The organism is Weissella halotolerans DSM 20190 (genome assembly GCF_000420365.1).
GTDB lineage: Bacteria > Bacillota > Bacilli > Lactobacillales > Lactobacillaceae > Weissella > Weissella halotolerans.
This window is the reverse complement of the sequence record NZ_ATUU01000002.1, coordinates 281,293-307,003: the sequence shown is the minus strand read 5'-3', so window position 1 is coordinate 307,003 and position 25,711 is coordinate 281,293. Positions and strand designations below refer to the sequence as shown.

Annotated in this window: 26 protein-coding genes; 16 read left to right on the top strand and 10 right to left on the bottom strand. The window is 43.0% G+C overall.

Annotated elements, in window-relative coordinates; translation table 11 throughout:
* Positions 1–45: 45 nt before the first annotated feature.
* Positions 46–234, bottom strand: coding sequence for a hypothetical protein (locus G414_RS0104160; protein ID WP_022791603.1), 189 nt, complete (start codon positions 232–234; stop codon positions 46–48).
* A gap of 19 nt (positions 235–253) precedes the next feature.
* On the bottom strand, positions 254–592 hold the full coding sequence (locus G414_RS0104155; protein WP_022791602.1) for a hypothetical protein: 339 nt from the start codon (positions 590–592) through the stop codon (positions 254–256).
* 310 nt (positions 593–902) lie between these two features.
* Between G414_RS0104155 and G414_RS0104150 the strand changes: the two genes are divergently transcribed.
* Positions 903–2,159: a peptidoglycan bridge formation glycyltransferase FemA/FemB family protein gene (locus G414_RS0104150; protein WP_022791601.1), complete on the top strand. Its 1,257-nt coding sequence runs from the start codon at positions 903–905 to the stop codon at positions 2,157–2,159.
* Between the two features lie 57 nt (positions 2,160–2,216).
* Here G414_RS0104150 and G414_RS0104145 read toward each other — a convergent pair whose 3' ends face one another.
* Genes G414_RS0104145 through G414_RS0104135 form a run of 3 tightly spaced genes read right to left on the bottom strand, consistent with a single transcriptional unit; the run spans position 2,217 to position 5,384 of the window.
* A complete protein-coding gene (locus tag G414_RS0104145) occupies positions 2,217–3,170 on the bottom strand; it encodes a nucleoside hydrolase (RefSeq protein ID WP_022791600.1) in 954 nt (317 codons plus the stop codon).
* A gap of 35 nt (positions 3,171–3,205) precedes the next feature.
* Positions 3,206–4,123 (bottom strand): ribonucleoside hydrolase RihC, encoded by a 918-nt coding sequence (rihC, locus tag G414_RS0104140; protein ID WP_022791599.1) that lies wholly within the window; start codon positions 4,121–4,123, stop codon positions 3,206–3,208.
* Positions 4,124–4,157: 34 nt separating this feature from the next.
* On the bottom strand, positions 4,158–5,384 hold the full coding sequence (locus tag G414_RS0104135) for a NupC/NupG family nucleoside CNT transporter (RefSeq protein ID WP_022791598.1): 1,227 nt from the start codon (positions 5,382–5,384) through the stop codon (positions 4,158–4,160).
* A gap of 402 nt (positions 5,385–5,786) precedes the next feature.
* Between G414_RS0104135 and G414_RS0104130 the strand changes: the two genes are divergently transcribed.
* From G414_RS0104130 to G414_RS0104115, 4 genes are read left to right on the top strand one after another with little or no spacing between them, the layout of a single operon-like run.
* Positions 5,787–6,977 carry a betaine/proline/choline family ABC transporter ATP-binding protein gene (locus G414_RS0104130; RefSeq protein WP_022791597.1) on the top strand — a complete coding sequence of 397 codons (1,191 nt, stop codon included), beginning with the start codon at positions 5,787–5,789 and terminating at the stop codon, positions 6,975–6,977.
* Position 6,978: 1 nt separating this feature from the next.
* The gene (locus G414_RS0104125) at positions 6,979–7,641 is read left to right on the top strand and encodes an ABC transporter permease (RefSeq protein ID WP_022791596.1); all 663 of its coding nucleotides are present in this window, start codon (positions 6,979–6,981) and stop codon (positions 7,639–7,641) included.
* On the top strand, positions 7,638–8,567 hold the full coding sequence (locus G414_RS0104120) for an osmoprotectant ABC transporter substrate-binding protein (protein WP_022791595.1): 930 nt from the start codon (positions 7,638–7,640) through the stop codon (positions 8,565–8,567). The genes G414_RS0104125 and G414_RS0104120 overlap by 4 nt, the downstream gene beginning before the upstream one ends.
* A gap of 3 nt (positions 8,568–8,570) precedes the next feature.
* Complete coding sequence (locus tag G414_RS0104115) at positions 8,571–9,242, top strand: ABC transporter permease (protein WP_022791594.1); 672 nt, start codon at positions 8,571–8,573, stop codon at positions 9,240–9,242.
* 59 nt (positions 9,243–9,301) lie between these two features.
* On the opposite strand, the gene G414_RS0104110 is transcribed toward G414_RS0104115, so the two are convergent.
* Both G414_RS0104110 and G414_RS0104105 read right to left on the bottom strand, forming a co-directional pair.
* A complete protein-coding gene (locus G414_RS0104110; RefSeq protein WP_022791593.1) occupies positions 9,302–10,981 on the bottom strand; it encodes an alpha-glucosidase in 1,680 nt (559 codons plus the stop codon).
* 15 nt (positions 10,982–10,996) lie between these two features.
* Positions 10,997–12,346, bottom strand: coding sequence for an SLC45 family MFS transporter (locus G414_RS0104105; RefSeq protein ID WP_022791592.1), 1,350 nt, complete (start codon positions 12,344–12,346; stop codon positions 10,997–10,999).
* A gap of 92 nt (positions 12,347–12,438) precedes the next feature.
* Between G414_RS0104105 and G414_RS0104100 the strand changes: the two genes are divergently transcribed.
* Complete coding sequence (locus G414_RS0104100) at positions 12,439–13,443, top strand: LacI family DNA-binding transcriptional regulator (protein WP_022791591.1); 1,005 nt, start codon at positions 12,439–12,441, stop codon at positions 13,441–13,443.
* 54 nt (positions 13,444–13,497) lie between these two features.
* Here the strand turns inward: G414_RS0104100 and G414_RS0104095 are convergent, their stop codons facing one another.
* Genes G414_RS0104095 through G414_RS07255 form a run of 3 tightly spaced genes read right to left on the bottom strand, consistent with a single transcriptional unit; the run spans position 13,498 to position 15,789 of the window.
* Positions 13,498–14,172, bottom strand: a complete 675-nt coding sequence (locus G414_RS0104095; protein ID WP_022791590.1) for an ABC transporter ATP-binding protein — start codon at positions 14,170–14,172, stop codon at positions 13,498–13,500.
* A gap of 1 nt (position 14,173) precedes the next feature.
* On the bottom strand, positions 14,174–15,244 hold the full coding sequence (locus G414_RS0104090; protein WP_022791589.1) for an ABC transporter permease: 1,071 nt from the start codon (positions 15,242–15,244) through the stop codon (positions 14,174–14,176).
* Between the two features lie 17 nt (positions 15,245–15,261).
* Positions 15,262–15,789 carry a TetR/AcrR family transcriptional regulator gene (locus G414_RS07255; protein ID WP_022791588.1) on the bottom strand — a complete coding sequence of 176 codons (528 nt, stop codon included), beginning with the start codon at positions 15,787–15,789 and terminating at the stop codon, positions 15,262–15,264.
* A gap of 214 nt (positions 15,790–16,003) precedes the next feature.
* Between G414_RS07255 and G414_RS0104080 the strand changes: the two genes are divergently transcribed.
* The 10 genes from G414_RS0104080 to upp all read left to right on the top strand — a co-directional run bounded on the left by G414_RS0104080 (position 16,004) and on the right by upp (position 25,666).
* Positions 16,004–16,717, top strand: coding sequence for a MucBP domain-containing protein (locus G414_RS0104080; RefSeq protein WP_022791587.1), 714 nt, complete (start codon positions 16,004–16,006; stop codon positions 16,715–16,717).
* A 47-nt stretch (positions 16,718–16,764) separates the two neighbouring features.
* Positions 16,765–17,724 carry a mannose-6-phosphate isomerase, class I gene (gene manA, locus G414_RS0104075; RefSeq protein WP_022791586.1) on the top strand — a complete coding sequence of 320 codons (960 nt, stop codon included), beginning with the start codon at positions 16,765–16,767 and terminating at the stop codon, positions 17,722–17,724.
* Between the two features lie 159 nt (positions 17,725–17,883).
* Positions 17,884–19,242 (top strand): Mur ligase family protein, encoded by a 1,359-nt coding sequence (locus tag G414_RS0104070; protein ID WP_022791585.1) that lies wholly within the window; start codon positions 17,884–17,886, stop codon positions 19,240–19,242.
* A 3-nt stretch (positions 19,243–19,245) separates the two neighbouring features.
* Entirely contained in the window at positions 19,246–19,953 is a 708-nt protein-coding gene (locus tag G414_RS0104065) for a type 1 glutamine amidotransferase (RefSeq protein ID WP_022791584.1), read from the top strand.
* 113 nt (positions 19,954–20,066) lie between these two features.
* A complete protein-coding gene (locus G414_RS0104060) occupies positions 20,067–20,693 on the top strand; it encodes a thymidine kinase (RefSeq protein ID WP_022791583.1) in 627 nt (208 codons plus the stop codon).
* 15 nt (positions 20,694–20,708) lie between these two features.
* Positions 20,709–21,791: a peptide chain release factor 1 gene (gene prfA / locus G414_RS0104055; protein WP_022791582.1), complete on the top strand. Its 1,083-nt coding sequence runs from the start codon at positions 20,709–20,711 to the stop codon at positions 21,789–21,791.
* Positions 21,792–21,794: 3 nt separating this feature from the next.
* Positions 21,795–22,655: a peptide chain release factor N(5)-glutamine methyltransferase gene (prmC, locus tag G414_RS0104050; RefSeq protein ID WP_022791581.1), complete on the top strand. Its 861-nt coding sequence runs from the start codon at positions 21,795–21,797 to the stop codon at positions 22,653–22,655.
* Between the two features lie 6 nt (positions 22,656–22,661).
* Positions 22,662–23,690: an L-threonylcarbamoyladenylate synthase gene (locus G414_RS0104045; protein WP_022791580.1), complete on the top strand. Its 1,029-nt coding sequence runs from the start codon at positions 22,662–22,664 to the stop codon at positions 23,688–23,690.
* Positions 23,691–23,761: 71 nt separating this feature from the next.
* Positions 23,762–25,012 (top strand): serine hydroxymethyltransferase, encoded by a 1,251-nt coding sequence (gene glyA / locus G414_RS0104040; RefSeq protein ID WP_022791579.1) that lies wholly within the window; start codon positions 23,762–23,764, stop codon positions 25,010–25,012.
* 24 nt (positions 25,013–25,036) lie between these two features.
* Positions 25,037–25,666 carry a uracil phosphoribosyltransferase gene (gene upp, locus G414_RS0104035; protein ID WP_022791578.1) on the top strand — a complete coding sequence of 210 codons (630 nt, stop codon included), beginning with the start codon at positions 25,037–25,039 and terminating at the stop codon, positions 25,664–25,666.
* Positions 25,667–25,711: the final 45 nt, after the last annotated feature.

The following is a 25,711-nucleotide window of genomic DNA, read 5'->3' as shown; positions in this document are numbered from 1 at the left end:
CCACTAAAGTGAACTTTAGTGGTGCCCCTCTTTAACTAGCCTAGTTTAGTGGACGTCTTTAGTTGACTGGTGCTTTTGCAGACTGATAATCCAAAAAAAGATGACCAATTCTAATAGAGCTAAACCGGCCAAAATTAAACGCACCCATAAACCTGGTAAAATAAACAGGCTGGTTAAAGTTGTTAAAAAAATGAAGATGGCAAGTAAGCGCCAAACTAAGGTGGTGAAGTTCATGGGGAAGCCTCCAATGATATTATAAAAGTGAACTTAAGGCCGTATGCAGGGCCTGTAAATCCCGATAACGTAAGGTCTGTGGCTGTTTATAAAAATCTATCAGTAGGTTTAATGGTAGCGCAGTTAGATCTGCTAAGGCTGGTAAGGGATAGGGACACCGATTCAATTGTTGTTGAAGTGAGTGAATGAGACGTCGCTTTTGTCTTCTTAAATAAAGGCCCCAGGCCAACACGCTACCGACGGTTAAACCAAGGATGAAGGGATCAACGGTACTAAGTAAACCGCCTCCCTGTAACAATAGTATCATTACAAGGAGTAAACTGAAAATAAGATAGGGTAAGTAATGTTTTTTCTTCATAATAACATGTATCCTCATTACATAGTTTAGCATACAGGAACAGAATAGACCTAGGTAAGATTAAGGAGTATTAAAAAGTGTAGATCTGTGTTGGAAGTTCACACTTAGGCTTATGATAGTTTAAGGTGAGCTATGTAAACTGGTTCAGTTGAGTTCTAAAGTTTGGTGATAGAACGTCATTTAATTTTTGGTAAAAGGCCGGCTAAAGTGAGCATAGTTGGCTCTAATCAGGGTAAGATAACAATAGAGTATTATCATAATTTAACGGGTAGCTAAATTTAAGGCTTAAATTAAGCAGGAGATAGAGAAGATGCAATTTGTAGATTTATCAGAGCGATTGGACGAGTGGAATCAATTTGTAGATCAGGCGCCTGATGCTAGCTTTACGCAGTCTAGTCAACAATTTAAATTATTGGCGGCACGTGGGAAGCGGCCTCTACTCTATGGTTTAGTAGATGACCAAAACCAAATTTTAATTGGCGGTATTATGCGACATGAGCATGTCAAAATGGGTGGAAAGTTAAATTTAGAGTATGGACCGGTGGTTAAGGATTGGGCAGACCATCAATTAATAACAGCTTATTTTAAAGCGCTACGAGCTTATGCAAAGCAAGAACATTATCTTTTTATTAGTGTCTCACCGAATGTCGTTTATCAACGGTTTACGGATAATGGGGAACCACTTGATGCAGCGAATAATGAATTTATTAGTCAGATGGAGAACTTAGGTTACCAACATGAACCCTTTGTTAACGGCATGACTGATACAGCGGCGGTGCGCTGGCAATATGTCAAAGATTTAGCTGACCAGGATATGGCGTCTATTCGGAAGTCCTATCACAAGATGGTACGTCAGGCAATTAAAAAGCAAAAGATGGGTGTGCGCGTTCGTGAATTGCAACGCGACGAGTTACCAATTCTAAAGCAAATTATTGATGATACTAGCGCACGGTTACATATCCATAGTAAAGATTTGGATTATTACGAGAAAACCTATGACCTATTCCAAGATCGGGTTAAGTTTGTGATTGCTGAATTAGATATTAAGGTTTATCTACAAAATCTAGAAAGTAAATTAGCTAAGGCTGAATCCGACATTAGCAAGCTGAATGAGAAAAAAGCGGCTGGTGGTAACCAAGGACGGATTAACCGGCAATTAAGTGATTTAGAAAAGCAAGTTCAGAATCACCAGAAGAAAATCAAGCAAATTACGGCTATCCAAGCAAATTTGCACCAAGATGTCTTAGTATTAGCTGGCGCTCAGTTTATGATTATGCCACAAGAAGTTGATTACCTCTTTTCTGGATCTTATGAAGAGTATGGTGAGTTTTATGGTCCGCATCAAATTCAAGACTACATGTTAGAGTTGACCCATGATAAAGGTATTAAGCGGTACAATTTCTTAGGAATCGATGGCAAGTTTGATGGGTCTGATGGCGTTATGAATTTTAAAACCAAGTTTAATGGTTACGTTGAACACAAGGTGGGAACTTTCGATTTGCCAATTCAGCCGGTGAAGTATAAAATTTATCAATTAGCTAAGCGATTGCTTGGACATGGGGCTTAATAAAAAACGTCTTAACCAAATTTGGTTAAGACGTTTTTTATTAATTATTAGCACCGACTATTTTAGAATGTTAACCATGTAATTCATAAAGCGTTCTACATAGAAGGGGGTATCTACTTCGACAGCTGCAAAATTGGTCTTAATGGGTTCTAACGCCCGAGCTGGATCACCAATGGTCCGACCATCTTCAGTTGAAACCATAAGGTTAATTGGTAGTAAAGTTACCAAATTAGGGTCTACTGCTACGCCAACGGCAAGTGGGTCATGCAGCGCGGCCCCGTTTTTATTGATATCTAAATTATAGTAGGCATCAATGTAGTAATCAAAAATATCAGCAAAGGCAGTCCCTTTAGCAGTATTTAATTTACGCCAAGCTTTTGTTTCTTCTTTAGTAAGAAGGGTTTGCAAAGTAACATCTAAACCAACCATGACGACATGACGACCATGCTTGAAGACATAATCAGCTGCGGCAGGGTCTTGATTGATGTTGGCCTCAGTATAAGGCGTAACGTTACCGGGAACGGTAAGGGCACCACCCATCAAAGTAATATTACCGATCAGGTCACCAATTGCTGGATCTTTTTTCATGGCCGCAGCTAAATTAGTCAATGGGCCCGTTGGAACAACAATAAGATTGTCCCGGTAAGTGTAGGCAGCATCAATTAAAAAGTCGGCGGCATCTTCGCCATCAGTGCTCTCAACGGTACGTTGAGCAGTTGCTAATTCAACATTGCCAACCCCGTTAGTTCCATGAATATCCATTGAAATTTGCATGGTTTCAAAAGGTCCACTACCAGCAGCATGAGCATAACCAGTATAAACGGGGACATCTGTTGCGCCTAACAGTTCCAAAAGATTCAGTGTGTTTTGAGCAGCGGTATCAACCAAAGTATTACCATAAGAGGCAATTACCCCAATTAAGTCCGCATCGGGAGTAGCCAGTGCATAAGCCAATGCTAAGGCATCATCAACACCGGTATCTAAATCAAGAATCATTTTTTTCTTAGCCATTCGAACAAACTCACTTTCTAAATAACTAACTCTAGTTAGTGTGGCATAAGGCTAACCTGTTCTAAGAACCAGGTATTAAAATTAGCGGCGTCAATGTCGATACCTACGTTAGCGTTATAAAAATCAGTAGGATGCCAACGATGTTGGAAATCAGAGACGGTGGCGCCGATAGCAGGACCGTCTGTTACGACATCGATGGCAGCTGGCGTGGTTTTAATTAAGTTAGGATTGACAGCATAGAGGATGGTATTAACATCATGCATTGGCTTACCACCAGTATGAACATCTCCATAGGCTGTAATGAGACCATGTAACATTTTGCCAGGACGACCCAGTTCAAGGAGGGCTTGTGTTGTTTCTGGGGTAATTAAGGCCTTTAAAGTTACGTCTAAACCAATCATCGTAATTGGTAGGCCACTATCAAAGACAATTTTGGCTGCATCGGGGTCCGTGAATACGTTGAACTCGGCAACTGAACTCACATTTCCTGCTGAGATTGAGCCACCCATTAGAATAAATCCTTTAATCTGGGGTTTATCTTCGGGATGTTTTGTTAAAAGTTGGGCTAAATTGGTATAAGCGCCCGTTCCAATAATCGTTATTGGCTCATCGGCTTGTTGAAGTACATGGTGGATGGCTTCAACGGCATTAGTCGACATTGCTTGTCGATTGGGTTGGTCAAAGTCATAGCCAGGCATACCAGACTCGCCATGAATATAGGCGGCATCTTCAAAGGGACGCTTCAAGGGTGCCTTTGCACCTTGAGCAACCGGAATGGCCTTATCGAAGAAGGTTAGCAACTTAAGTGCGTTTAATGTTGTCTTTTCTACACTTACATTACCAGCAACGGTCGTAATTAATTTAACATCCAAGTCGGGATGGTTAACGGCCACAGCAATGGCTGCCGCATCGTCAATCCCAGGGTCCATATCAAGAATAATTGGTTTAGCCATGATCATATCTCCTAGCCAAAATGGCAGTTATTTTTTACCAAACAAATAATCCAGCACAGGCAGCTGAAAGAAGTGAAACTAGAATTCCAGCAACTAACATCTGAGGCACATGCGCGGCAATATAGTCGTTCTTTTCACGTGAAACAATGCCCTTAAAGGCACCTAGAATCATGCCCACGGTACTGAAGTTGGCGAAACTCGTTAAGAAGACAGTTAAGACAGCTGAAGCATGGGGATTAGCAAAGAGGGCCTTACCAGCCATGATGTTTTTACTAATTTCACCCATCACAACAAATTCATTCGTTACTAATTTTGTTCCCATATATTGAGCAAGTTGGAAGGCTTGACTTGGATCAAAGCCTAGTAACCAAGCAAATGGGAAGAGGATAACACCAAAGATGTTTTCCAAAGATAACCACTTGAGACCAGTTAAACTGAAGAGATGGTCTACTAGGGCAGCTAAGGCCACAAAGGCAATAACCGTAGCGGTAATAATCAGAATCAGTTTACCAGCACCCAGAATGGAATCACCCAGGAATGAGAAGAAGGGTTCCCGCTTCTCCCCTTCCTTATGCACAGAAACCACAACATCCTCATCCGCAGCGATATGCACGGGGTTCATAATGGTCGAAATAACAATCGCGCCTAAAATATTCAGTGGCACTGCAGCCATGACGTATTCACCGGGTACCATGGTGGTATAGGCGCCGATGATTGAGGCAGTAATACAGCTCATTGACATCAGAGCCAAAGTATAGTTACGTTGAGCGCTCATGGCATTAAATTGGGGTTTTGATACAGCCAGCACTTCGGTATTGCCTAAGAACATCATTTCTACTGAGAAGAAGGCTTCAAATTTTGGTTGACCTGTAATGAACGATAGACCACGTCCAATCCACCGGACCACCCAAGGCAAGAAACCAATGTAGTTTAAGATGTCAAACATTGGGACAACAAGCAACATTGGTAAGAGGGCGCTCGTGACGAAGTTTGGGTACCCAGTAGCAGGATGTAGCCAATCTGGTAGGGCGAAGGCAATTCCAGTATTAGCCACACTGATTAACCAATTAAAGCCATCTGCGGCCCCTTTAACAATACTTTGACCCCAAGAAAAGCTCATGAAGAACCAACCGAGCACTAACTCTAGGGCAACTACAATGCCAACTGATTTCCAGTCGACTTGCTTACGGTTATTTGAGAATAAGTATGCAATGCCAATGAAGACAAAGATACTTAAGAAGTTAACAATGATATAAAGCATTAAGTATGTACCTCACAATACTCCTAGATAAAATGAAATGACTACAAAAAAAGTATAGCAAAATTACGGTAGACTTGGGGCTGGTTTACCTGAATAAAGGCTAGTTGAAATGATAATTTAATATAAAACGTTTAACGTCGTGCAAACCTTCACATTGCCAATTTATTAATCAGATAATAGCTCCGTCTTTAGTAAACGCTTACATTCTAACGTAAAACGATTAACTTGGCTAGTGGTCAGGGGAGAAAATATAACAAAAGTATAGTTTTTTCCGGGGAAAACCTAGATGATAGCATTTGAATTTACTGGGTGAAACGTTCATACTAGTGACCAGTGTTAATCTAATAGTAGATTAAACAACCGTAATGAATAATGTAATTACAAATGGGGAAGAATATAACAATGGATGATTTTATTGAATTCCAACATGTATCAAAGATGTATAAGGAATCCAAGGTAGCAGTTAGCGACGTCAATTTGTCTTTTAAAAAGGGTGAATTTATTTGCTTTATTGGAACTAGTGGTAGTGGTAAGACGACCACGATGCGGATGATTAATCGAATGACGTCACCAAGCAAGGGAAAGGTTCTAGTGAAGGGGCAGGATGTAGCCAAGATGAATCCGGTCGATTTACGACGGCATATAGGTTATGTTATTCAAAATATCGGCCTGATGCCACACATGACCATTCGCGAGAATATCAACCTTGTCCAACGTTTATTGAAGGTTGATGAGGTGACCCAGCGGCAAACTGCGGAAAAAATGATTGATTTAGTTGAATTGCCTCGTGAGATGTTGGATCGGTATCCCTTTGAACTATCTGGGGGACAACAACAACGTATTGGAGTGGTACGGGCCTTAGCAGCCGATCAGGATATTATTCTAATGGACGAACCCTTTGGCGCTTTGGACCCTATTACCCGTGATGCTTTACAGGATTTGGTAAAGCATTTGCAAGAAGAATTAGGGAAAACGATTATTTTCGTTACCCATGACATGGACGAGGCGTTAAAGCTAGCCAATAGAATTGTGATTATGAGCTTCGGTAAGGTGATTCAATTTGATACGCCTGATAATATTTTGCGCCAACCAGCCAACGAATTCGTTGAGAATTTGCTGGGTGAAGACCGTCTTTTGCAGGCCCGGCCAGATAATACAACGGTTAAGGAAATGATGGCGCCGGCAGACATTACCATTCATAGCGACCGGTCTTTGACAGATGCGATTACATTAATGAAGCAAAAGGGGGTTGATACCCTGATTGTGACCAATAATGATGGCGTTTTGATGGGAATGTTAGATATTGAAACGTTAAATAGCTATCATGGTCAGGTTGCTAGTGTCAGTGACATCATGGATTCTAAGATTGTTTTTGTTCGGCAGACGAGTTTGCTGCGCAATACACTCCAAATGATTCTAAAGCGGGGCTTGAAATATATTCCCGTGGTTGATGATCATCGAAGGGTGGTCGGCATGGTAACGCGTTCTTCACTAGTTGACAGTATATATGACGTCATTTGGGGTGAAGAAGATACCATTGCGGAAGCCCTAGAGTCCCACACTAGTGATAGCACTAGTGAAGAGGAGGTCTAGTATGCAGGCTTTTTTTGCAGAATATGGACCAGAAATCGTAGTCAAAACTGGACAACATATTTATATTTCCCTAGTGGCCTTACTATTAGGAATCATTGTTGCGCTACCATTGGGAATTTTACTGACACGAATGGAAAGAACATCTAAAATTGTGATTAGCTTTGTGAGTGCACTGCAGACTATTCCGTCTTTAGCGCTCTTAGCTTTGATGATTCCTATTTTTGGAATTGGGCGTCTGCCGGCGATTGTGGCCCTCTTTATTTATTCTTTGTTACCTATCTTGCGCAACACCTATCTAGGGTTACATGCGGTCGATAGCCGGCTACGTGATGTTGCAACTGGCATGGGTATGAGTAACTGGCAGTCTATTCGTTTGGTTGAGTTACCCTTAGCCATGCCCACCATCATGTCCGGTATTCATTTATCAGCGGTCTATGTGATTTCTTGGACAACGCTTGCATCATACATTGGTGCGGGTGGTTTAGGAGACATGATTTTTAGTGGCCTTTATAATTTTCAACCAAAGTTGATTTTTGCTGGTACTATTCCGGTTACGCTCTTGGCCTTAGGGGTTGATTTTCTATTAACAAAGCTACAAGCAAAGTTAACGCCAGTGGCCTTTAAACTGGAGGAGGGTCAGCGAGGAAAGGATGGCGCAGCATGAGTAAACGGATAAAACAGTTTTTAGCTGGGCTGGTCATCTTAGTGGTATTAGTTTTGGGTTACTTTACGATTATGCCCCCTAAAGTAGCAAATCAACCACTTAATGTTGCTGGTGGTATTACCTCCGAAACCCAGACTATGGGCAGTATGGTAGCTGATATGATTGAACATTATACGCATCAGCCAGTACATGTTACGAATAATTTGGCGACCGTAACCATTAACCATCAAGCAATGCTAAACGGTGATACTCAGGTGTCTGCAGTTCGCTATACTGGCGAAGATTTAACCACGACCTTAGGATTGCCAGCTGAACAAAATCCGGACCGAGCTTATCAAACTGTTAAAAAAGAGTTTGCTAGACGGTATCATCAGACGTGGTTACCACGATATGGTTTTGCAAATAAATATGTCTTTTTAGTTCGTAAGGATACGGCTAAAAAGTATCATTTAAAGACGATTTCGGATATGCAACATCTAGCTGATAAGTTGAGTTTAGGTGTTGATACGGCCTGGGTTACCCGAAAAGGTGACGGTTATGAAGGTTTCAAACAAGCTTATGGCTACCGTTTTAAGGATATTCACCCTATGCAGATTGGTTTGGTCTATAGTGCCGTGGCAGCTAAAAAAATGGATGTTGTGCTTGGTTATACGACTGATGGTCGGATTGGGTCTTACGATTTAGTGATGCTTAAAGATGATCGCCACTTCTTTCCAGCTTATGATGCCGCACCGGTGGTCAATAATGCAACTTTAAAAATGACTCCTGGATTAGAGCAAGCTATTGAACGATTACGCGGTACGATTAGTACTCATCAAATGCAAAAGCTTAACTATGAGGTCGATAATAACCTTAAGGAGCCATCGGTAGTGGCCAAAGAATTCTTGGAAGAGCACAACTATTTTGAGGACCAGGGGGAACAATAGGCGATGCAAAATATGAATATCGTTGAACAGTTTATTTACTATTTTCAAGCCAATGGTGGCTATGTGTTTGGTCAATTTGTGCGTCATTTTTTAATTTCTTTTTATGGTGTATTATTTGCTGCTCTCTTGGCCATTCCGCTTGGAATTTATATTGCTAAACATCAACACCTGGCTAATTGGGTCATTGGCTTAGCGAATATGATTCAAACTGTACCAACCTTAGCGATGGTTTCAATTTTGATGTTGGGAATGGGATTGGGCGTCAAAGTTATTTTGGTGACCACATTCTTATACTCATTGTTGCCAGTTATCAGTAATACCTACGTAGGGATTACCCAGGTCAACAAAGATGTGCTTGATGCGGGTACTGGTATGGGGATGACAGCATGGCAACGACTTTATATGGTCGAACTCCCATTGTCGGTTTCGGTGATTATGGCTGGCTTACGAAACGCCTTGGTGATGGCGATTGGTATCGTTGCAATCGGAGCCTTTGTGGGTGCTGGTGGGTTAGGTGACATTATTATCCGTGGCACGAATGCGACGAATGGTGGTGCTATTATTTTGGCTGGTGCCGTGCCGGCTGCTTTAATGTCGGTGTTAGCTGATTGGGGACTGGGCTGGATTGAACGTCGTCTAGATCCAGCCTCGCGTTTAAAACGCGCCCAAGGTTAAGGATGAAAAGTAAAAGGACAGCTCTCATAGGAGGGCTGTCCTTTTTTAATAAAGAAAGGTTATTTTTTGTAGACGCGGACTTCGTAGGGTGCTAACTCAGCATGAGTGTATGAGTCAGTATTTCCAATTAGGTAGGTATGGTCCGCACTGGCTTTTATCAACTGACTTGCAAGCGCCACAGAATGGTCAGTAAAGTTAGCGTAGACTAGTAAGCTTTCGTTTCCATATTGCCGTTGATACGCATAAATAGCTTGATCGTCAGGTAATAGGTCAGTAAAGTTACCATAACGAATTAGGGCTTCCTGATGACGTAGCTGAATGAGTTGCTGGTAATAGTAAAAGACTGAATCGGCCTGAGCTAAAGCTTGGTCCACATTAATCGTTGCATAATTAGGGTTGAGATTAAACCAAGGCTGCACCGTTGAAAAGCCAGCGTAGGCCTGGTTCGTCCATTGCATAGGGGTTCTGGCGTTATCACGTGAACGGTCTGCTAAATAGGATAGCATGGTCTCAGGTTCGACTAGTCCTTCATCCTCAACTAATTCATGATAGGCATTGATTGACTCAAGGTCCTCATATTCGGCTAGCTGCTTAAAGTGAACATTGGTCATGCCAATTTCTTCGCCTTCAAAGATGTAAGGGGTCCCTTGCATCATGTGGAGGACGGTGGCTAACATTTTAGCTGATCGTTCGCGAAAGGCGGGGTTGTCATTACCAAAACGAGAAACAGCTCGTGGTTGATCATGATTATTCCAATATAAGCTGTTCCAAGCCTTACCGTCTAATTTAGTTTGCCACCGGTCTAAGACAGCTTTGAGGTCAGTGAGTTTGATCGGTTCATCATTCCATTTACCGATTGCGGGATTGGGGTTGGCTGATAAGCCAACGTGTTCAAATTGGAAGACCATGTTAAGCTCAGTTCCCTCTAAGTTAGCATAATGAACAGCCACTTCAGGTGTAACAGCGACGCATTCACCCACGGTCATGATGTCATAATGAGACAAAACCTCACGATTCATTTCTTGCAGGTAGGCATTGACCTTAGGGCCGTTACCAACAAATTGTTCAATATTAGCATAGGTAGCCCCAGGAGCCTTAGGCGCATCTGGTAAGCCAGCCGGCTTAGAAATTAGGTTAATAACATCCATCCTGAAGCCGTTAACACCCTTATCTAGCCAAAAGCGCATGAGGTCGTATACTTCTTGGCGTACTTTTGGATTTTCCCAGTTTAGGTCGGGCTGACCAGAGGCGAAAAGGTGTAGGTAGTATTGCCCCCGTGCCGGCACATAAGTCCAAGCTGAGCCACCAAAGAAAGATCCCCAATTATTGGGTTCATGACCATCAACCGGATCACGCCAAATATAGTAGTCAGCATAGGGGTTATTACGTGACTGTTTGCTTTCCTGGAACCAATGGTGTTGATCTGAGGTGTGGTTGACCACCAAATCCATCATTAGTTTTAGCTGGTGATTGTGCATGTCAGCCAGCAGGTCGTCAAAGTCTTGCATTGAACCATAACGGGTTTGAATAGTACGGTAATCAGCGATGTCATAGCCATTGTCTTGATTGGGTGAAGTATAGATAGGATTTAGCCAAACGACATCAACTCCTAACTTTTCCAAGTAAGTAAGACGTTGTTGGATTCCCTTTAGGTCACCAATGCCGTCTTGGTTACTATCTTGGAAGCTTTGTGGATAAATTTGATAGACGACCGCATCTTTAAACCATTGTTTAGACATAGTGAAACTCCTTTATTACTTATGGTATTTTGTTTGAATGATATTAACTGCAAAGACTCCCGCAAAGAGGATGATACCCGCGATGATTAACATACCAGGCATTGATTGACCAATGAGGGGGAAAAGAATAAAGCTTAGAAGGGAAGCAATAATTTGTGGTAGACAGATACTGCAATTAAAGAGGCCCAGGTAAGCCCCTTCATTTTCACCATTGAGTGCTTCAGTGAAGAGGGAGAGCGCTTGTGTTTGCATGGTTAGATAGCAAATCCCAATCAAGGCAAAGGCAGGGATTAAAAGCCACTTCGATCCAGTATAGCCAACCAAGAGGAAGCCAATGCCACCGATAACTAAACTCAGCTTGTACCAAAATTTTCGCGACTGGGGTTTAGTCTTTGACAGGACTGCCATCCCCCAAATCACGGCGGCTAGTGATTCTACACAAGTTAAGACCCCAAACCAGTTACCGGCTGCTTGATAACCTGCGGAGGCTGGATTAGTGACATGCCAGACGTTTTTAGCAATCGCGCCCGTGCCATAAGTCCACAGATATTGGAAGGCAAACCAAGTAAAGAGTTGAACAAAGGACACCTGCCAAAATTGACGAGGGGCTGTTTTAACAAGTTGCCACAAGGAGGGTTGCTTGGCGGTCATCTGGTTGTCAATGCCGTGGTAATTGGCATAGGTGTGTGGATCGTACTCGTGGACGGATACAACGGTGTAGTAGGCCGTTACTAATAAGACTACTGCCCCTAAATAAAAGGCTAATTTCACAGAAAGAGGTACTTCACCAGAAGGGGCAGTGTTAGGGACGCCAAACATGGTCAGCAAAGCGGGAATTAAGGTCGCAACCACACCGCCTAAGTTTGAAAAGGATTGCTGCCAGGACCAGGCTAGATCTTTTTGGTCCTCATTAACCATATCTCCAATAATCATTTTAAAGGGTTGCATGCAGACATTGGAAGATAGATCAAGTAAGCCAATGGCGGCAGCGCCAAAGGCCAAGGCTTGTAAGGGTTTCAATCCAAAGGACCCAGCATTAGGCAGTAAAATCATTACCAATGCTGCAATGGGGGCGCCAACTAATAGATAAGGCATCCGACGGCCAAAACGATTCCAAGTGCGATCAGAATATTTACCAACTAAGGGTTGAATTAGCATCCCAGCTAGTGGTGGTAAAATGAAAAAAAGACCAAGTTTAGTCGGATCGGCACCAATGGTTTGAAAGATGCGTCCCATTTGGGAAGATTGAAGGGAGAAGGCCATGTTGACTCCAAAAAAGCCAAAGGTCATGGCGAAAATAGTGGAAATGTGCAACTTTGGTAGGCCGTGAGCCTTGCTTTTTGTATCATTAACTGTTTGATCCATGATAAAATTTCCTTTGATAGATTTTGTTTAGGCAAACGTTTGCCCCCTTACTATAGCATTGCGAAACGAAAAAAGAAAGCGCTTACTTAAAAATGACGACGATTAAAGATATTGCAACTTACACTGGTTTTTCAGTTTCAACCGTTTCCCGGGTGTTGAATCATTTGGATAATCGTTATTCTAAGGCCACTGAGGCTAAAATCAGGGCCGCTGCTGAACATTTGCATTATCAAAAAAATCAAGCAGCTAGTGAACTGGTGACACGGCAAAGTAAAACGATTATGTTGGTGATTACGGAAAACAGTACGAATTTTACAGCCCGCTTAATTGACGGTATTAAGGCGAGCTTGACTAAACTGGACTATAATTTGCTGCTTATTTATGCTGGAAATGATATGGACAGTCAGATTGAGGCCACAAATTTGATATTAATGCGGCCTGTCCAGGGCGTTATCATTGTGTCTGTACCATTTGCAGAAAGAGAGCTTGCACGGATAAAGCAGGCCCAAATTCCACTGGTTTTTGCCTCAATCAATTATGCAAACCAGGATATTTTGTCGGTTGCTTCAGATGATTGGGCCATTGGCTATCAAGCTACCCGTTATTTATTGGATCAAGGTCATCGGCGGATTGGGTTGGCCGGGGTAGATATCGAAAGTTACATCGGTCAGGAACGAACCCGTGGATACCGACAAGCCTTGCTTGATGCGGGCTTGACGTACGTTGACAGGCGGGTCTTTGCAGGTGATTATTCTTGGCAAGCCGGTAAAGATGCGGCACATTATTTTGTACACCAAGAACCAGTTAGCGCTGTGATTGGTGCCAGTGATTATACTGCAGTCGGTCTATTAAATGGGGCTGTTAAGTTAGGCCTTTCAGTGCCAACCGACCTATCTATTTTGAGTATTGATGGTACGGATTTGAGTGAGATGGTTCAACCTGCACTGACGGTGATTAAGCAAGATTTCTATAAAATGGGGGTTGATAGTATGCGTTTATTATTAGGAATCATTCGTGGTGGTGGTCAGGTTCAGTCTCAGGTAATTCCATTTAAGTTAATTGAAAGAGCTAGCGTGAGTCCGGTTGAGGGTGCATAAATAATTGATGAATAAGTAAAAAAGGCGTCGCTCGAAGAGCGACGCCTTTTTTACTTATTTAACTTGGCTAAGCTTACCATCTGTAATGTTATAAATTTTATCAGCATAAGTTTCTAAGCGCGTATCGTGGGTCACGACAATAACTGCCTTTTTTTGTTGATGAGCAATGTGTGCGAACATCCGGCCCACCTCTTCTACACGTGCCGTATCAAGGGCTGCCGTTGGTTCATCGGCTAGGATGATGTTGGGGTTAGCATAGAGGGCACGGGCAATAGCAACCCGTTGGGCCTGACCACCTGATAGTTCATCAGGATACTTTTTTAGCAAGGGTTCAATACCCAGTTCATTCAGTAAGGCTTGAAAGGTTTCGGTAGGTAAGTTGGCACTTTTTTTAACTTGATCAACTAGTTTAAATTGATCCGTCACGGTTAAATAGGGTACGAGATTGTAGGCTTGTAAAACAAAACCAATTTCATTTAAACGGATTTTTTCTAAAGCACGCTTAGAAAGTTGATGTATGGCCTGATTTTGAATTTTAACCTGTCCAGACGTCGGTTGTTGTAAACCGCCCAGAATAGTTAAGAAGGTACTTTTACCAGAACCTGAAGGGCCAACAATGAGAACTAGTTCGCCATTATCAGCGGTAAAATTCACATCTTTTAGTGCAGTAACTTGACTGGTACCTGAACCAAAACGTTTGGAAACATCGGTAAGTTGTAAAACGGACATATTAACCTCCAATGACTGTGATCGGATCAATCCGACTAATAATAACGATAGGAATTAATGAACCAAGCAAGCCGGTGATAATAATCCCACCTGACATGATAGAAAGCAAAGGAATATCAAAGTACATAGGGACGGCTGCTGGGAGTAAGTGGCTAGTAAGCAGAGCCAAAGAAAAACTAAGGGCAACACCTACCACCAAAATGAGTAGGGTCTGATTAAAGGTGTTTTTAATTAGAAATTGACTAGGTATTCCTTGTGCGCGTAAGACAGCCAAACTTGGCTTTTTTTGAACTGTTAAGATGTACAAGAAAATGGTAATAATGAGCAAGGAAATAACGGCTAAAAAGCCAATCATAAAGGCGAAAGTTAAGTTTTGTGCCTGATAACCAGGTAACTTATCAAAGAGGGTTTGCCGGTCAATTACGGTGACGGCCTTTGGGTGGTCAAAGGCCTTAAATGAATCTTGGTTAATCACGCCACTAGCAACTAGCGTCGGATTAACACCTTTCACTGCTTGCCAGTCTTTTAAAGAGCCATAGACCACAGGGCCGATATTGTAAGTTGCATTCTTAACAAAACCGACAATCTGGTAGGAACCCTTGGCCAGGCCAAGAGAGAGCTTATCATTTAGCTGATAGCCAGCATCCTTAAATTTGTCACTAACCACTACCTCATGGTTATTTTTAGCAGTGCGACCTTGGATGGGTTTGAGATTGCGGGCAACATATTCGGTTTGGTTTAGGCCTACGAATTGTGCAGACACAGTATCGTGTTTGCCCTGGCTATCTTTGGCTGAAATCGGGCTTATGCCAATCGTCGCTGTTTTAGCGGACTTTGGGATGGCATCTAGGTCAGCTTTGGTTAGAAGGGACTGGCCTAAACTAGCATTTGCATCCTTGTTTAGGGCAATCGACTGCACTTGCCACGATTTAATGGCAGCAGTGTTCTGATTGGCTAATCCTAAGGCCAGCGCAGACAGAATAAAAATCAAATAGCTAATCAGAGCGATTACAGCGACAATGAGGGTGTAACGAATTTTTTCATGTTTAATTTCGCGCAATGCTAAAAACATAGGGATAACTCCTTTTATCATAGTTGATGGTTAAGGTAATTGCTGCTAGCAATTAATGTGTCAATAATGTTTTCGACTTGTTTTGGATAGCGGAAACTATTGATTAAAGCTTCATGGGTTAGATGCTCGATAAGCCAGTCATGAATGACGTCTTCCTTAGGGTCAGGTGGTAGTAAATTTTCTGCTGGGCAAGCATCATACTCAGCCAAAATACTCTCGTTTACCCGATAGTGCATTTGGAGAAGAGGAGTATAAGGATTGTCATGAAGGCGCCGAATATACCGGATGGTTTGCTCTACAGGGGAGCCCGCTTTGTCCTTTACGCCCTGATGAATATCATGAATAACGTAGTTAAAGAGACTATAGTAGGCATCAGTTAAATCGGTAAAGTAGACGTAAAAGGAGCCACGTGAAATTTTAGCTTCGGCTACAATACGGGCCACCTGGGCTTCACTTAAGGGATATTGACTGAATTCATGGTAAAGAGCTGTCAGGATGACTTTTTTTTTGGCTGGCTTTAACGTTTTAAAGGTTTTAGATGCCATTTTGATCATCCTCCTATCAAAAATAAATTTAAGATGACACTGTGTCAATTTCTGGCCTTAGTTTAGCATCTATAATGACACTGTGTCAATATCTAACTTGAAGGGGTGCGGGCAATAACTAACAAATGGTAAAAGCTGGCTTTAAAAAACTGGTTTAATTGGATTAACTTGCTACAATGTAAGTAAGACTGAAAGTTAGAGAGGACCAGAGTGCATGCGCGAATTTAAGCTAGAGGGAATGCCCGTATGGGTTTATTCAAAAGATATTGATACCAACTGGCAGGTGGCCCCAAGTCGCTTAATCCAAGGAGCGGTTGGTGATGCTTATCAAGTCGAACCAGCTCAAATTGAACATTATCAGTTTGTTCGTGTTGATGGACCAGTAACGGGGATCTTTAATGATGAAATGCGAACAGTAACCTTTTATTACCGGCAGGCTGAGTATGCAGAAACAGAACAGCTTAGCAGTAAATATTTACAAATTAATAGTCAAACGTCTACTTATACCCGAGTAGAGGGTGAGCCAGATGGGGCTACCCTTTTTCCAGGGACGATTGTCAAGGTGGTCCAACGGGTAGCAACCAAGGATGGTCAGTTTTGGTATCAACTAGCAGATTCGCGTTGGTTACCTTATTCAATGAAAACGATGCGCTTGCGTGATGATGATGGAATTCATCGGCAACGGCAAGCTGACTGGAATCGGCCAACGACTTGGCAACCAAAACCCTTCCAGCACGCAGCCATCGTTGATTATGTACCCAGCCAAGATATTGCGGTTTACCGGCAACCTTATGGGCGTGAGATTGGACGTTTAGTGCATGGCGCGCGGGTAGAAATTAGTGAGCGGGTGGACGATCCGTCAGGTGTGGTTTGGTACCACGTAGAAAACCATGGTTTTGTGCCCAGCGTTTATCTGAAATTAGTTTAGTTGCTGGCGGAGAAATCACCAGTTTAGGAAGGTAGGAGAGTGACAAGATGGCACCATTATTTTTGACAGCAGCATTGCATGAAAAGATATGGGGTGGAACAGGCTTAAAGGATGATTATGGTTTTGAGATTCCCAGTGATCATACAGGAGAGGCTTGGGTAATTTCAGGTCATCCAAATGGGCCAACAACAGTACAAAATGGACTTTACGCAGGTAAAACCTTGGCTCAGTTATGGACGCAACAGCCACAATTATTTGCCAACGGTGATCCAAAACGGTCCTTTCCGCTACTAGTCAAGATTCTAGATGCTAAACAAGACCTTTCTGTACAGGTTCATCCAGATGATGCTTATGCCGCTCAACATGCTGGTGAATTAGGCAAAACAGAATCGTGGTACGTCTTAGCGGCCAAACCTGGCGCTAAAATTTACTATGGACATCAGGCAAGTAGTCAGGCCGAATTTGATCGGGCCCTTGATCAAGGTGATTGGGAACATTTGCTACAAACGGTGCCAGTTAAGGCTGGTGATTTTTTCTATGTACCCGCGGGTACCTTACACGCCTTGGGAGCTGGAGTGATAGTGTTAGAAACACAGCAATCTTCCGATGTCACTTACCGTGTTTATGACTTTGACCGCATCGACGCGCAGGGGCACCAACGTGACTTGCACTTGGCTGATGCTAAGGCCGTCACTCAGGTTCCTTTTAAGCCGGTAAAGACGAACCCACAGGTTGAAGAGGGGCTGGGATTTGTTAAAACGACCTTGCAGGTGGCCCCTTATTTTAATGTCTTTCTTTGGCAGATTGATGGGCAAGCCCATTTTCAAGCGCAGGCCCCCTATACGCTGGTGACCGTGATTGAAGGTAGTGGTAAGCTAATTGTTGATGAGCAAAGCTATTCCTTGACGAAGGGGATGAGTATGGTCTTGCCTAGTCCTATAAAAGAATGGACATTGGCTGGCCAACTGACCTTAGTTGCCTCTACCCCAGGCCCTAAGGCGCTTTAAGTTTTCTTTTAGTTACAACGCCTAATTTGACAAATAAGGGTTTAGTAAGCTAGGGATTATCGTGATAATCCCTGGTTTTTCATTTGGAAGTAGTCGTTTCTAATAAAGTATCAAGGAAGCGAGTTACCGTTATGCCTAACCATAACGAGGAGGAATAAAATGACTGTAAGAAGTAAAGTAGCGACCATGGTCGGTCGAAGTACCTATTTTGTTTTACATAATGTGTTACATCGGGCAGGTTCGGCCTTACCTGGAAAATTAGCGACAAAATTAGATCCCGATGTGATGAGTCAGCTGGCGCAAGACTATGACGTAATTTTAGTTACGGGAACAAATGGTAAGACCTTAACTACGGCGCTAACAGCACGCGTGCTGAGTGAAAAATATGAAACGGTCATTACGAATCCTTCGGGCTCTAACATGATGCAAGGCATTACGGGAACTATGCTGACGGCTCGAATACCAAAAAATAGTCACCAACGGCCATTGGCCTTACTAGAAGTAGACGAAGCTAACGTGGAGGCCGTGGCAAAACAATTAAAACCAATTGCCTTTGTCTTGACGAATATCTTTCGGGATCAATTAGATCGATATGGTGAGATTTATACAACTTATGAAAAAATCTTAAAGGGGATTCGTCTTTTCCCAGAAGCAACTTTGATTATCAATGCTGATTCCCCAATTTTTATGCGGGGTAATTTACCCAATCCAAAGGTTTATTATGGATTTAACCATGAGCCAGCCCAAGGGGATATGCATGCACCTCATAATACTGACGGTATCTTATCACCTAGCGATAACTCAGTTTTGCACTATCATTTTATAACCTATGGTAATCAAGGAGATTATTTTAGCGTAACCGATGAGTTTAAGCGTCCTCAATTGACCTATGCTGTAACCAAATTAAATAAGTTGACGCCAACCTTTTCTAATTTTGATATAGATGGACAGACCCTGCAGATTGAAATTGGTGGTTTATATAATATTTATAATGCCCTAGCTGCCTATGCAGTCGGCCGGTTCATGGGGGTGACGGTAGACCAAATACGGCATGCTTTTGAATCAAACGCACAAGTTTTCGGTCGGCAAGAAGCTGTCCAGGTCGGTGACAAAGATGTCACTATTGTATTAATCAAAAATCCGGTGGGTGCTAATCAGGTAATTGACATGATGAAGACAGATGAACAACCCTTCTCCTTATTAGCCTTGTTAAATGCTAATTATGCGGATGGAATTGATACGAGTTGGATTTGGGACACTGATTTTGAGTCATTACATGATAGCCAACTTCAGGCGGTGGCTACCGGTGGAGAGCGTTATAAGGATTTGTACGTACGTCTTAAGATGGCAGGCTATCCTGATCAAGCAGTTTATCCCGATTTGAAAAAGATTGTGTCAGCAATTGAAGCTATGCCAACGAAGCATGTATATATTGCAGCAACATATACAGCCATGCTTCAACTGCGTAGCCAATTGCAGGAAGCTGGCTTTATTAAAGCAACGGGAATGGAGGCCTAAGCCATGGCAAAGTATCAGATTAATGTAGCGCATTTGTATGGTGACTTGATGAACACTTATGGTGACTATGGCAACATCGTGGCGTTAGGCTATTATGCACAGCAACTGGATGTGGCCTTAAACACAACGCTAGTCTCCCTAGAAAATGATTTTGAAGAGAATAAGTATGATTTTGTCCTGTTCGGTGGTGGACAAGACTATGAAGAGCAAGTTGTGTCTGCTGATTTACCGAATAAGGCCCCTGCTATTAAACGCTATATTGAAGCTGGCGGACCTTTATTAGGGGTTTGTGGTGGTTTTCAATTACTGGGACAATACTTTCTGCTAGCGGATGGCAGCCGGGTTGAAGGTATTCATGCCATGGACCACTATACTCTGAATCAACCTGATGACCGCTTTATTGGTAATATTGAAATTAAGGATCCAACCAATGGGGATATTTACCATGGCTTTGAGAACCATCAGGGACGCACTTTCTTGGATGATAAGGAGCGACCACTTGGCCAGGTTTTGAAAGGTCACGGAAACAATGGTGAAGATGGGGGCGAAGGATTAGTCTATAAAAATGTGTATGGGACCTACTTTCATGGGCCTATATTTACGCGTAACGGTAATTTAACCTTACGTGTGTTGGAAACCATCTTAAAACGGCGGTATCCAGAAGTCGCATGGGCTGATCAAATTGCTAAAATTGAACCAGAATACTTCTAACACAAAAAGGGCCGTCTCCGATTGAGACATGCCCTTTTTTTATAGTTTGAAGTTCGCTATACTGATATATGAGTGTCCAATCAAGTTTGATTGAGTTGATAAGGGGGAAGCAGATGGCCCAACTATTTTTTCGTTATGGTGCAATGGCATCAGGGAAAAGCATTGAAATTTTAAAGGTTGCGCATAATTATGAAACCCAGGGGCGACAGGTCTTGTTGCTGACGAGTGCCTTGGACAATCGAACCCAGGTGGGGGAAATTGCTTCTAGAATTGGACTAACTCGTCCAGCCGAAGCAATTAATGAGACTGATAATTTGTTTGATTTGATTAATGAACAAAGGTCAGATATTGCGGCGGTCTTAATTGATGAAGCTCAATTTATGACCAAGACCCAGGTCTTACAGTTGGCTCAGGTAGTAGATGAGCTGGGGATTCCAGTACTGACCTTTGGCTTAAAAAATGATGCTTTTAATCAATTATTTCCCGGCTCAGAAGCCCTGTTAATCTATGCTGATAAAATTGAAGAGATGAAAACACTCTGCTCCTTCTGTGGACGCAAGGCGACGATGAATCTGCGTTTGTCGGATGGCCAACCGGTTTATGAAGGGGAACAAGTGCAGATTGGCGGGGATGACAGTTATTTGCCAGTTTGTCGTTACCACTATAATCATCCTGATTTAGCAGCCTTAGCTAAGCGGGTAACCCCAAAGTCATTTTTAAATGAAATCAGAGATAAATAAAGGAAATTAAACTATATGAATGATATTTTTGAGCGTGTGCAGTCATTAGTCGACCGTTATGATGAAGTAAACGAATTAATTTCAGACCCAGAAATTATTGCTGATACCAAGCGCTTTTTGAAGTTGTCTAAAGAAGAGGGGCAATTACGTGAGACGGTTGAAGTTTACAAAAAATACGAAGCCGTTATGCATGAAATCAAAGGTGACAAGGAATTACTGGCTGAAACGAATGATCCTGAATTAGAGGAGATGACCAAAGAAGAGTTGAAAGAGCTTACTGAGCAACAGGAATCTTTGGAAGAAGAACTAAAAGTGCTCCTGCTACCTAAGGATCCTAATGATGATAAAAACATCATTATGGAAATTCATGGTGCTGCTGGGGGCGATGAAGGGGCCTTGTTTGCCGCCGACCTATATGATATGTATAGCCGCTATGCCGAACGACAAAAGTGGCAGGTAGAAGTAATCGATGAAAATCGGACTGAAATTGGTGGCTATAAAGAAATTGTGCTGATGATTACTGGGGAGAATGTTTACTCTAAGTTAAAGTTTGAAAATGGTGCGCACCGTGTGCAACGAGTACCAGAAACTGAATCAGCTGGACGTGTCCACACCTCAACGGCTACGGTTGGCGTAATGCCTGAGTATGAGGACGTGGATATTGAAATTGAGGATAAGGATCTACGTGTTGATGTTTACCGCTCATCAGGTGCTGGTGGGCAGCATATCAATAAGACATCATCTGCCGTACGAATGACGCATTTGCCAACTGGGATTGTGGTAGCGATGCAAGACCAACGTTCACAACAACAGAACCGGGCCAAGGCCATGGAAATTTTGAAGCAGCGTGTATATGACTACTATGCTTCAGAAAATGAAGCCGAGTATGCAGAACAGCGTAAAACAGCTGTTGGAACCGGGGACCGTTCAGAACGGATCCGCACCTATAATTACCCACAAAATCGGGTAACAGACCACCGCATTGGTTTGTCCTTGAATAAATTGGATCGTATCATGAATGGTGAATTGGCAGACGTGATTGACCCCTTAATTATTGCTGATCAAGCCGCTAAACTTGAAAACATGAGTCAAGGCTAGCCTATGTTTGAAGACGAATGGACAATTGCAGCTGCCCGTGAATGGGGACTTTGGCAATTAGAACCCTTTATTGTTGATGATGTTGAACGGCAGGCCCAGGTGGATTATGTGCTAACCGGTCTAATGGAGTGGAATTATGCGCAGTTAGCAAATAATGTTAATACTGTCTTAGCTGATGATGTACTTACCCATTTCAAAGAGGCAATCAAGAAAATTAAGGCTGGTCAGCCAGTTCAGTACGCGCTAGGCCAAGCAGCCTTTTTTGGTCGTGAATTTGTGGTAGATGAGCGCGTCCTCATTCCACGGCAGGAAACGGAGGAGTTGGTTGCCTGGGCCTTGGATAGTTTTTCGCCGCTTGCCCCTGTTCAGGTCTTAGACCTTGGAACAGGGTCGGGCGCTATTGCCATAACAGTGGCTAATGAACGTCCGCATTGGGTGGTGACGGTGAGTGATGTTTCTAGATCGGCCTTGTCAGTTGCTAAACTCAATGCACAGCGGCTAGGGGCTGCTGTTGAGTTTGTAGAGAGTGATTTATTTACTAATATTAAGCCTGAATTTGACTTAATTATTTCTAACCCACCTTATATTAGTGAAAACGAAAAGACTGCAATGGATCAGTCGGTCTTAGATTATGAACCAGCCTTAGCCCTTTTTGCTGATCATGACGGTTTAGCTGTTTATGAGGCGTTAGCCCAACAGCTTTTAGAGCATCTAAAGGTTGGCGGTCAGGCCTATTTTGAAATTGGTTATCAACAAGGACCAGCAGTGGTAAAGCTATTCAAACAATTGCCACATGTAAGTGTAAAATTAAAACAAGATATGAGTGGCCATGATCGAATGGTTCAGCTCAAGCGGGAGGCATAAAATAGAATGGTTGAAACGAAGATATGGACAGCAGAGGAATTGCCAGATGCGGTTAAGGCACTTAAAAGGGGGGCACTAGTCTCGTTTCCGACAGAAACAGTTTATGGATTAGGTGCAGATGCCTACAATGAGCGGGCAGTTGGCAAGGTCTATACGGCTAAGGGACGTCCCTCTGATAATCCTTTGATCGTACATGTTGCGGATGTTGAACAAGTTAGTGATTTTGCACAGGTAAACGAATGGGCCAAAACGTTAATGGCAACCTTTTGGCCTGGACCTATGACTATGATTTTGCCGGTTGTTCCTGGTGTGCTGTCAAAAACAGTAACTGGTGGTCTTGATACAGTGGCCGTACGCTTACCTGCTAATGATTTAACGCGTGACCTCATCCGCCAAGTGGGTAGTCCGCTGGTTGGCCCCTCAGCAAATACTTCGGGTCGTCCTTCACCAACCTTAGCTAAGCATGTTTATCATGATTTACATGGCAAAATTGCGGGTGTTCTTGATGATGGTCCTACTAAGATTGGGGTTGAGTCAACAGTAATCGACTTATCAACGGATATGCCCACAGTGTTGCGCCCAGGATGGATTACACCAGAAGCAATTGAAGAAGCACTAGGACGCTCTGTCATGTCCCAAAGTCGGGTTCTTGATCCTAGTGAAGCGCCTAAAGCGCCGGGAATGAAGTATCGCCATTATGCCCCAGATAAGGCCGTTTATATGGTTGGAGATGATGAGTGGACGCAGGCCATTGTGTGGGCCCAAGACCAATTATCACCGGTTGGTTTAATGTTGCCCAATGCATTGATTGCAAAACATCAGTTGGCGGGCATGGATTTTGTTTGGTCACTGGGAGATGATGCCCGCAGTGCGGCAGCCAATCTGTTTGCAGGTTTACGGTACTTTGATGACCAAAAAGAGGTGCAAACGATTTTAGTTGCCTCTATGCCTGCTCAATCAGAGAATGCGGCCTATAATAATCGGTTAGGTAAGGCTTCCGGAGGTCATTTTGCAAGTGAGTTATGGACAGATTAATGTCTAGTTGGTTATGATTGTAGGTAATACCAATTACCTGATTAATGATGTTAGCTGAGGAGGAGTTCAAGATGACCGATTATCGCCAATTTGATCCAGAGTTGTGGGCTGCTGTTGACCGCGAAAGTGATCGACAAGAGCATAATATAGAATTAATTGCCTCAGAAAATATTGCTTCAGCCGGGGTGAAGGCTGCTCAAGGAAGTATTTTGACAAATAAATATGCTGAAGGGTACCCAGGCAAGCGGTATTATGGTGGTACAGAATATGTCGATCAAGTTGAACAGTTGGCGATTGATCGCGCCAAGACTTTATTTGGGGCTGACTATGCGAATGTGCAACCACATTCTGGGTCTCAGGCTAATGCGGCCGTCTATGCAGCCTTATTAGATGCAGGCGATGAAGTCTTGGGAATGGGCTTAAATGAAGGTGGGCACTTAACCCATGGTGCGGCGGTGAACTTTTCTGGAAAAATGTATCATTTTCATGAGTATGGGTTGGATGAAAATGAACGCATTGACTACGATCAGGTACAACGTTTAGCTGATGAGTATCACCCTAAGTTGATTGTAGCGGGTGCTTCGGCTTACTCACGCTTTATTGACTTTGACCGTTTTAGAGCGATCGCCGATTCGGTGGGAGCCTACCTAATGGTTGATATGGCGCATATTGCCGGATTAGTTGCAGCTGGTGTGCACCCCTCACCAGTGGGAATTGCGGATGTCGTTACAACCACTACTCATAAAACGTTGCGCGGTCCGCGGGGTGGTATGATTCTAGCCAAAGCAGATCTAGCTAAGCAATTAAATTCAGCCATCTTCCCAGGTACTCAAGGTGGGCCGCTTGAGCATGTTATTGCGGGTAAAGCGGCTGCCCTTTATGAGGCCATGCAACCAGAATTTAAGGAATATGGTCGTCAGGTGGTTGCCAATGCCAAGGCAATGGCGGATGTTTTCGCCGCCGCCGATGACGTGCGCGTGGTCTCTGGTGGTACTGATAATCATCTTTTTAACCTGGACTTAACTAAGACCGGTTTGTCAGGGAAAAAAGTCCAACAACTCTTAGACAGTGTGCACATTACGACGAATAAAGAGGCGATTCCAAATGAACCGCGTAGCCCTTTTGTAACCTCTGGAATTCGAATTGGCACGCCAGCGATCACTACGCGCGGCTTTAAAGAAGAACAAGCACGGACGGTGGCTAACTTAATTTTGACTGTTTTACGTCATCCAGAGGATGAACAGGTCTTGGCACAAGTAAAGCAAGCCGTGCTTGATTTAACTGCGCAATTCCCACTTGATCAGATTGAATACGCCAATTAAGGCTAGATTTGGAGATAATACATTATGAGTAAACTAACTGTTTTTGAACATCCTTTAATTCAACATAAACTAACCCTAATTCGCGATAAAAAGGTTGGCACGAAGGAGTTTCGTGAAATCGTTGATGAAATTGCGTCCTTAATGGCTTATGAAGTCACGCGTGATTTGCCTATGACGGAAGTTGAAGTGGAAACGCCAATTACAACAACAACACAAAAAATCCTAGCCGGGAAAAAATTGGCAATTGTGCCAATTTTGCGAGCCGGTTTAGGTATGGTTGATGGCATTATGAAGTTAATCCCTGCTGCTCGAATTGGCCACATTGGGATGTATCGTGATGAAGAAACGCTAGAACCGGTGGAATATTTCGTTAAATTACCTGATGATATTGACCAACGTGAGGTGTTGTTGGTCGATCCAATGTTAGCTACTGGTGGCTCAGCTGACATGGCCATTGATGCATTAAAGCGGCGCGGAGCAGATAAAATCAAGTTAATTACCCTTGTTTCCGCCCCTGAAGGAGTGGCTGCAGTTCAAAAGGCGCATCCAGATGTTGATATTTATACGGCGGGCCTTGATGAGGGCTTAAATGAGAATGGTTATATTGTTCCTGGCTTAGGCGATGCAGGTGATCGTTTATTTGGAACACACTAAAGGAATCAGTAGTAGTGGTTAACGCTGCTACTTTTTTTGTAGGCT

Excerpts from the sequence above, each read along its gene's own strand:
- prmC (WP_022791581.1), top strand. The coding sequence starts at position 21,795 with ATGTTTGAAGACGAATGGACAATTGCAGCTGCCCGTGAATGGGGACTT.
- G414_RS0104100 (WP_022791591.1), top strand. The coding sequence starts at position 12,439 with ATGACGACGATTAAAGATATTGCAACTTACACTGGTTTTTCAGTTTCA.
- G414_RS0104105 (WP_022791592.1), bottom strand. The coding sequence starts at position 12,346 with ATGGATCAAACAGTTAATGATACAAAAAGCAAGGCTCACGGCCTACCA.
- G414_RS0104045 (WP_022791580.1), top strand. The coding sequence starts at position 22,662 with ATGGTTGAAACGAAGATATGGACAGCAGAGGAATTGCCAGATGCGGTT.
- prfA (WP_022791582.1), top strand. The coding sequence starts at position 20,709 with ATGAATGATATTTTTGAGCGTGTGCAGTCATTAGTCGACCGTTATGAT.
- G414_RS0104125 (WP_022791596.1), top strand. The coding sequence starts at position 6,979 with ATGCAGGCTTTTTTTGCAGAATATGGACCAGAAATCGTAGTCAAAACT.
- G414_RS0104095 (WP_022791590.1), bottom strand. The coding sequence starts at position 14,172 with ATGTCCGTTTTACAACTTACCGATGTTTCCAAACGTTTTGGTTCAGGT.
- G414_RS0104065 (WP_022791584.1), top strand. The coding sequence starts at position 19,246 with ATGGCAAAGTATCAGATTAATGTAGCGCATTTGTATGGTGACTTGATG.
- manA (WP_022791586.1), top strand. The coding sequence starts at position 16,765 with ATGGCACCATTATTTTTGACAGCAGCATTGCATGAAAAGATATGGGGT.
- rihC (WP_022791599.1), bottom strand. The coding sequence starts at position 4,123 with ATGGCTAAACCAATTATTCTTGATATGGACCCTGGGATTGACGATGCG.
- G414_RS0104080 (WP_022791587.1), top strand. The coding sequence starts at position 16,004 with ATGCGCGAATTTAAGCTAGAGGGAATGCCCGTATGGGTTTATTCAAAA.
- G414_RS0104155 (WP_022791602.1), bottom strand. The coding sequence starts at position 592 with ATGAAGAAAAAACATTACTTACCCTATCTTATTTTCAGTTTACTCCTT.
- upp (WP_022791578.1), top strand. The coding sequence starts at position 25,037 with ATGAGTAAACTAACTGTTTTTGAACATCCTTTAATTCAACATAAACTA.
- G414_RS0104135 (WP_022791598.1), bottom strand. The coding sequence starts at position 5,384 with ATGCTTTATATCATTGTTAACTTCTTAAGTATCTTTGTCTTCATTGGC.
- G414_RS0104090 (WP_022791589.1), bottom strand. The coding sequence starts at position 15,244 with ATGTTTTTAGCATTGCGCGAAATTAAACATGAAAAAATTCGTTACACC.
- G414_RS07255 (WP_022791588.1), bottom strand. The coding sequence starts at position 15,789 with ATGGCATCTAAAACCTTTAAAACGTTAAAGCCAGCCAAAAAAAAAGTC.
- G414_RS0104115 (WP_022791594.1), top strand. The coding sequence starts at position 8,571 with ATGCAAAATATGAATATCGTTGAACAGTTTATTTACTATTTTCAAGCC.
- G414_RS0104110 (WP_022791593.1), bottom strand. The coding sequence starts at position 10,981 with ATGTCTAAACAATGGTTTAAAGATGCGGTCGTCTATCAAATTTATCCA.
- G414_RS0104160 (WP_022791603.1), bottom strand. The coding sequence starts at position 234 with ATGAACTTCACCACCTTAGTTTGGCGCTTACTTGCCATCTTCATTTTT.
- G414_RS0104145 (WP_022791600.1), bottom strand. The coding sequence starts at position 3,170 with ATGGCTAAGAAAAAAATGATTCTTGATTTAGATACCGGTGTTGATGAT.
- G414_RS0104060 (WP_022791583.1), top strand. The coding sequence starts at position 20,067 with ATGGCCCAACTATTTTTTCGTTATGGTGCAATGGCATCAGGGAAAAGC.
- glyA (WP_022791579.1), top strand. The coding sequence starts at position 23,762 with ATGACCGATTATCGCCAATTTGATCCAGAGTTGTGGGCTGCTGTTGAC.
- G414_RS0104120 (WP_022791595.1), top strand. The coding sequence starts at position 7,638 with ATGAGTAAACGGATAAAACAGTTTTTAGCTGGGCTGGTCATCTTAGTG.
- G414_RS0104130 (WP_022791597.1), top strand. The coding sequence starts at position 5,787 with ATGGATGATTTTATTGAATTCCAACATGTATCAAAGATGTATAAGGAA.
- G414_RS0104150 (WP_022791601.1), top strand. The coding sequence starts at position 903 with ATGCAATTTGTAGATTTATCAGAGCGATTGGACGAGTGGAATCAATTT.
- G414_RS0104070 (WP_022791585.1), top strand. The coding sequence starts at position 17,884 with ATGACTGTAAGAAGTAAAGTAGCGACCATGGTCGGTCGAAGTACCTAT.